At 70.2% G+C, this 4,387-nt stretch carries 5 protein-coding genes; all 5 read left to right on the top strand.

Annotated features, from left to right (window positions below):
• Positions 1 to 366 (top strand): D-alanyl-D-alanine carboxypeptidase (locus VF542_RS00815; RefSeq protein ID WP_408649806.1); only part of this gene is annotated, 366 nt, incomplete at its 5' end.
• Positions 367 to 399: 33 nt separating this feature from the next.
• Positions 400 to 1,437, top strand: coding sequence for a zinc-dependent metalloprotease (locus VF542_RS00810; protein WP_408649808.1), 1,038 nt, complete (start codon positions 400 to 402; stop codon positions 1,435 to 1,437).
• Positions 1,438 to 1,439: 2 nt separating this feature from the next.
• On the top strand, positions 1,440 to 2,429 hold the full coding sequence (tilS, locus tag VF542_RS00805) for a tRNA lysidine(34) synthetase TilS (RefSeq protein ID WP_408649805.1): 990 nt from the start codon (positions 1,440 to 1,442) through the stop codon (positions 2,427 to 2,429).
• 12 nt (positions 2,430 to 2,441) lie between these two features.
• Positions 2,442 to 2,981, top strand: coding sequence for a hypoxanthine phosphoribosyltransferase (hpt, locus tag VF542_RS00800; protein WP_408649807.1), 540 nt, complete (start codon positions 2,442 to 2,444; stop codon positions 2,979 to 2,981).
• 250 nt (positions 2,982 to 3,231) lie between these two features.
• The coding region (locus VF542_RS00795; protein WP_408649804.1) for an ATP-dependent metallopeptidase FtsH/Yme1/Tma family protein at positions 3,232 to 4,387 on the top strand (1,156 nt) is incomplete at its 3' end.

Genomic DNA, 4,387 nt, shown 5'->3' with positions numbered 1-4,387 from the left:
AGCGGGCTGTCGGTGCAGGACCGGATCCCGGCGTCGGCGCTGTCGGCCACCCTGCTGGCGGCGGTACGCACCGAGCAGGGCCGGCTGCGCCCGCTGCTGAGCGGGCTGTCGATCGCCGGCTGGGACGGCACGCTGCTGGACGAGCACCGGTTCAGCGGGCCGGCCTCGATCGCGGCCGGCGCCGTCCGGGCCAAGACCGGCACCCTGACCGGCGTCTCCGGGATGGCCGGCCTGCTCACCGATGCCGACGGCCGGCTGCTGGTGTTCAGCTTCGTCGCCGACCAGGCGCCGTCGGCGTTCGAGAGTTCGAGCCGCGGCGCGGTCGACAACCTGGTCGCCGCCCTGGTCCGGTGCGGCTGCCGCTGACTGCGCGCCGGTACGGTGAGGGCTATGACGTCGTTGGTCGATTGGTCGGTTGCCGAACGCAGTGCCCGGGCCCTGGCGCCCCAGCCGCCGGAGGTCACCCCTGACCAGGCGCAGGCCACCGTGCAGGAGCTTCGCCAGGCCACCGAGCGGGCGGCCGACCAGGTCGCCGAGCTGACCCGGCTGACCGAGCCCGCGGTCACCGCGGCCACCGTGGTGGTGGACCGGCCGGGCTGGATCGCGGCCAACGTGGCCAGCATGTCCACGGTGATGGACCCGCTCACCGAGAAGCTGGTCGAGACCAAGCGTCCCGGCAAGCTGACCTCGGCCGTCGGCGGCCGGGTGACCGGGGCACAGGCCGGGGCGCTGCTGGCGTTCCTGTCGGGCAAGGTGCTCGGCCAGTACGAGTTCTTCTCGGTGCGCAACGGCCAGCTGCTGCTGGTCGCGCCGAACCTGGTCGCCGTCGAGCGGGCCCTGAAGGTGGACCCGAGCGACTTCCGGCTGTGGGTGTGCCTGCACGAGGTGACCCACCGGGTCCAGTTCACCGCCGTGCCGTGGATGCGCGAGCACATGCTCACCGAGATCCAGGCGCTGACCGACGCCATCGATCTCGATCCCGACGCGGTCCGCGAGCGGCTGAAGAGCATGGTCACCGAACTGGCGAAGGCTGCCCGCGGCAGCGGCGACGGCAACGGCCTGCTGACCGCGCTGGCCTCGCCCGAGACCCGTGCGGTGATGGACCGGGTGACCGGCTTCATGTCCCTGATCGAGGGCCACGCCGAGTACGTGATGAACGCCGTGCCGCCCTCGGTGATCCCGTCCCAGGGCGACATCGAGCGCAAGTTCGCCGCCCGCCGGCGCCGGGGTGCCAATCCGCTGGACCGGTTGCTGCGCAGCCTGCTCGGAATGGACGCCAAGACCCGCCAGTACACCCAGGGCTCGCAGTTCGTCCGCTCGGTGGTCGACCAGATCGGCCTGGACGGCTTCAACGCGGTCTGGACGTCGAAGGAGACGCTGCCCACCAAGGCCGAGATCACCGCCCCGGCGGACTGGGTGAAACGGGTGCACGGCTAGCGATGGGACCGCACCCGGCGGTGGCCGCCGTCCGGCTCGCGGTCCGCCGGGCGCTGGCCGCCCATCCGCTGACGGTACCGGCCTTCGTCGCCTGCTCCGGTGGCGCGGATTCCCTGGCACTGGCGGCGGCGCTGGCCTTCGACAGTGCCCGTACCGGCCGCCCGGCCGGGCTGGTGTGCGTGGATCACGGCCTGCAGCCGGGCTCGGCCGAGCAGGCCGACCGGGTCGGCAGCCTCGGCTACGAACTCGGCCTGGACCCGGTGCACGTGCTGCGGGTCGCCGTGGGCTCGGCCGGTGGCCCGGAGGCGGCCGCCCGGACCGCTCGCTATGCGGCACTGCGGCCGTTTCGCGACCAGGGGCTGGTGCTGCTCGGGCACACCGCCGATGACCAGGCCGAGACCGTCCTGCTGGGGTTGGGGCGGGGTTCCGGGCCGCGTTCGATCGCAGGCATGCGCCCGGAGCAGGACGGTTACCTCCGGCCGCTGCTGGTGCTCCGGCGCTCCCAGACCGAGGCCGCCTGCCGGGCGCTCGGGCTGCCGGTCTGGCAGGACCCGCACAACGGCGACCTCCGATTCCGGCGCAACCGGCTCCGCCAGGAGGTGCTGCCGCTGCTGGAGGACGTGCTCGCAGGGGGTGTGACCGAGGCACTGGTTCGCACCGCCGGGCAGCTGCAGGCCGACCTCGACACCCTCGACCAGCTGGCCGGCCTGGCGCTGGCGGCGGCGGCCGTCCCGACCGGCGGCCTGAGCGTCGAGGCGCTCAGCGGGCACCCGGACGGCATCCTGAGCCGAGTGCTCAAGGCCTGGGCCGAACGCGGCGGTGCCGGGCCGCTGACCGCCGGGCACGTGCTCGAGCTGTGGCGGCTGGTGCGGGACTGGCGCGGCCAGGGGCCGATCGACCTGCCCGGCGGTTACGGCGCCCGACGGGCGTCTGGCACGCTATGGCTGATCGCGCCGGCCGGCGGCACCCCGCCGAGTCCATCAGAGGAGTGAGAAGTGTCCGTCCTGGACGACGACATCGAAGCGGTGGTGGTCTCCGCCGAAGAGATCCGGGCCAAGATCACCGAGCTGGCCCGCGAGATCGACGCCGACTACGCCGACCGCGAACCGCTGCTGGTCGGCGTGCTCAAGGGCGCGGTGATGTTCATGTCCGACCTTGCCCGCGGGCTCAGCCGTCCCTCGACGATGGAGTTCATGGCCTGCAGCTCCTACGGCTCGTCGACGACCTCCTCGGGGGTGGTCCGGATCCTGAAGGATCTGGATCGCGACGTCACCGGCCGCGACATCCTGATCGTCGAGGACATCATCGACTCGGGACTGACCCTGTCCTGGCTGCTGAAGAACCTCCAGGCCCGTAACCCCGCCTCGGTCGAGGTGGTGGCGCTGCTGCGCAAGCCCGATGCGGCGAAGGTCCCGGTTCCGGTCAGATACGTGGGTTTCGACATCCCGAACGAGTTCGTGGTCGGCTACGGCCTGGACTACGCCGAGCGCTACCGGGACCTGCCCTACATCGGGCGCCTCAAGCCCACCGTCTACGGCGGGTGACGGAGTCGCCCGCTCCGTCGACAATGTCGAGCGCTACGGCGGGTGACGAAGGTGTCGCTGAGGGCCGCTGGCAAGCCAGGGGGTGCCAATTGGGCTGGCTCACATATCCTGGTAGTGGAGGAACTCCCTTGCTCCGCGCAGCGTTCGAATTACTGCAGGCTCAAGTACCTGCGTGTACCGTCCGAACCAGCATTTCCCGGCCCTGATCAGGAGGACTCGCCCGGTTGCCAATGAACCGGGCGGACGAAAAATGGATCGTAAGCGCCTCGCACGCTCACCGATACTGTGGATATCCGTCGCAGTCATCCTGCTGTTCGCCCTGCCGCAGATGCTGTCCAGTGGGAGCTCGTACAAGTCCGTCAAGACCTCCGAGGCGCTGGCCCAGATCAGCTCTGGCAACGTCAAGGCGGCGACCATCCACGACAAGGAATCGCTGGTCGAACTCGACCTGAAGTCGCCGTTCAACGGCAAGAACAAGATCAGCGCCTCCTACCCGAGCGACTTCACCCAGACCCTGACCAACGACCTGGCCAAGGCCACCCCCTTCACCACCAAGCAGAGCAAGGAGAACGCGCTCGTCAGCATCCTGCTGTCGTTGCTGCCGATCCTGCTGATCGCCTTCGTGCTGTTCTTCGTGATGTCCAACCTGCAGGGTGGCGGCTCGAAGGTGATGAGCTTCGGCCGCAGCAAGGCCAAGCTGGTCAGCAAGGACACTCCGAAGACCACCTTCGCCGACGTGGCCGGGGCCGACGAGGCGATCGAGGAACTGGAAGAGATCAAGGACTTCCTGTCCAACCCGGCGCGCTACCAGGCGATCGGGGCGAAGATCCCGAAGGGCGTCCTGCTCTACGGGCCGCCCGGAACGGGCAAGACGCTGCTGGCCCGCGCCGTGGCCGGTGAGGCCGGCGTGCCGTTCTACTCGATCTCGGGCTCGGACTTCGTCGAGATGTTCGTCGGTGTCGGTGCCTCCCGGGTACGGGACCTGTTCGAGCAGGCCAAGTCCAACGCTCCCGCGATCGTGTTCGTCGACGAGATCGACGCCGTCGGCCGGCACCGCGGCGCCGGCATGGGCGGTGGCCACGACGAGCGCGAGCAGACCCTCAACCAGTTGCTGGTGGAGATGGACGGCTTCGACGTCAAGGGCACCGTGATCCTCATCGCGGCCACCAACCGCCCGGACATCCTGGACCCGGCGCTGCTGCGCCCCGGCCGCTTCGACCGCCAGATCGCGGTCACGCCGCCCGACGTGATCGGCCGCAAGGCGGTCCTGGAGGTGCACGCCAAGGGAAAGCCGATGGCGCCCGGGGTGGACCTGAAGTCCGTCGCCAAGAAGACCCCCGGTTTCACCGGTGCGGACCTGGCGAACGTCCTCAACGAGGCGGCGCTGCTCACCGCCCGTTCGAACG

This window comes from Jatrophihabitans sp., from assembly GCF_036389215.1.
Classification (GTDB): Bacteria; Actinomycetota; Actinomycetes; order Mycobacteriales; family Jatrophihabitantaceae; genus Jatrophihabitans_A.
The sequence above is the reverse complement of the archived record's forward strand: the minus strand, read 5'-3'. Positions and strand labels throughout refer to the sequence as shown.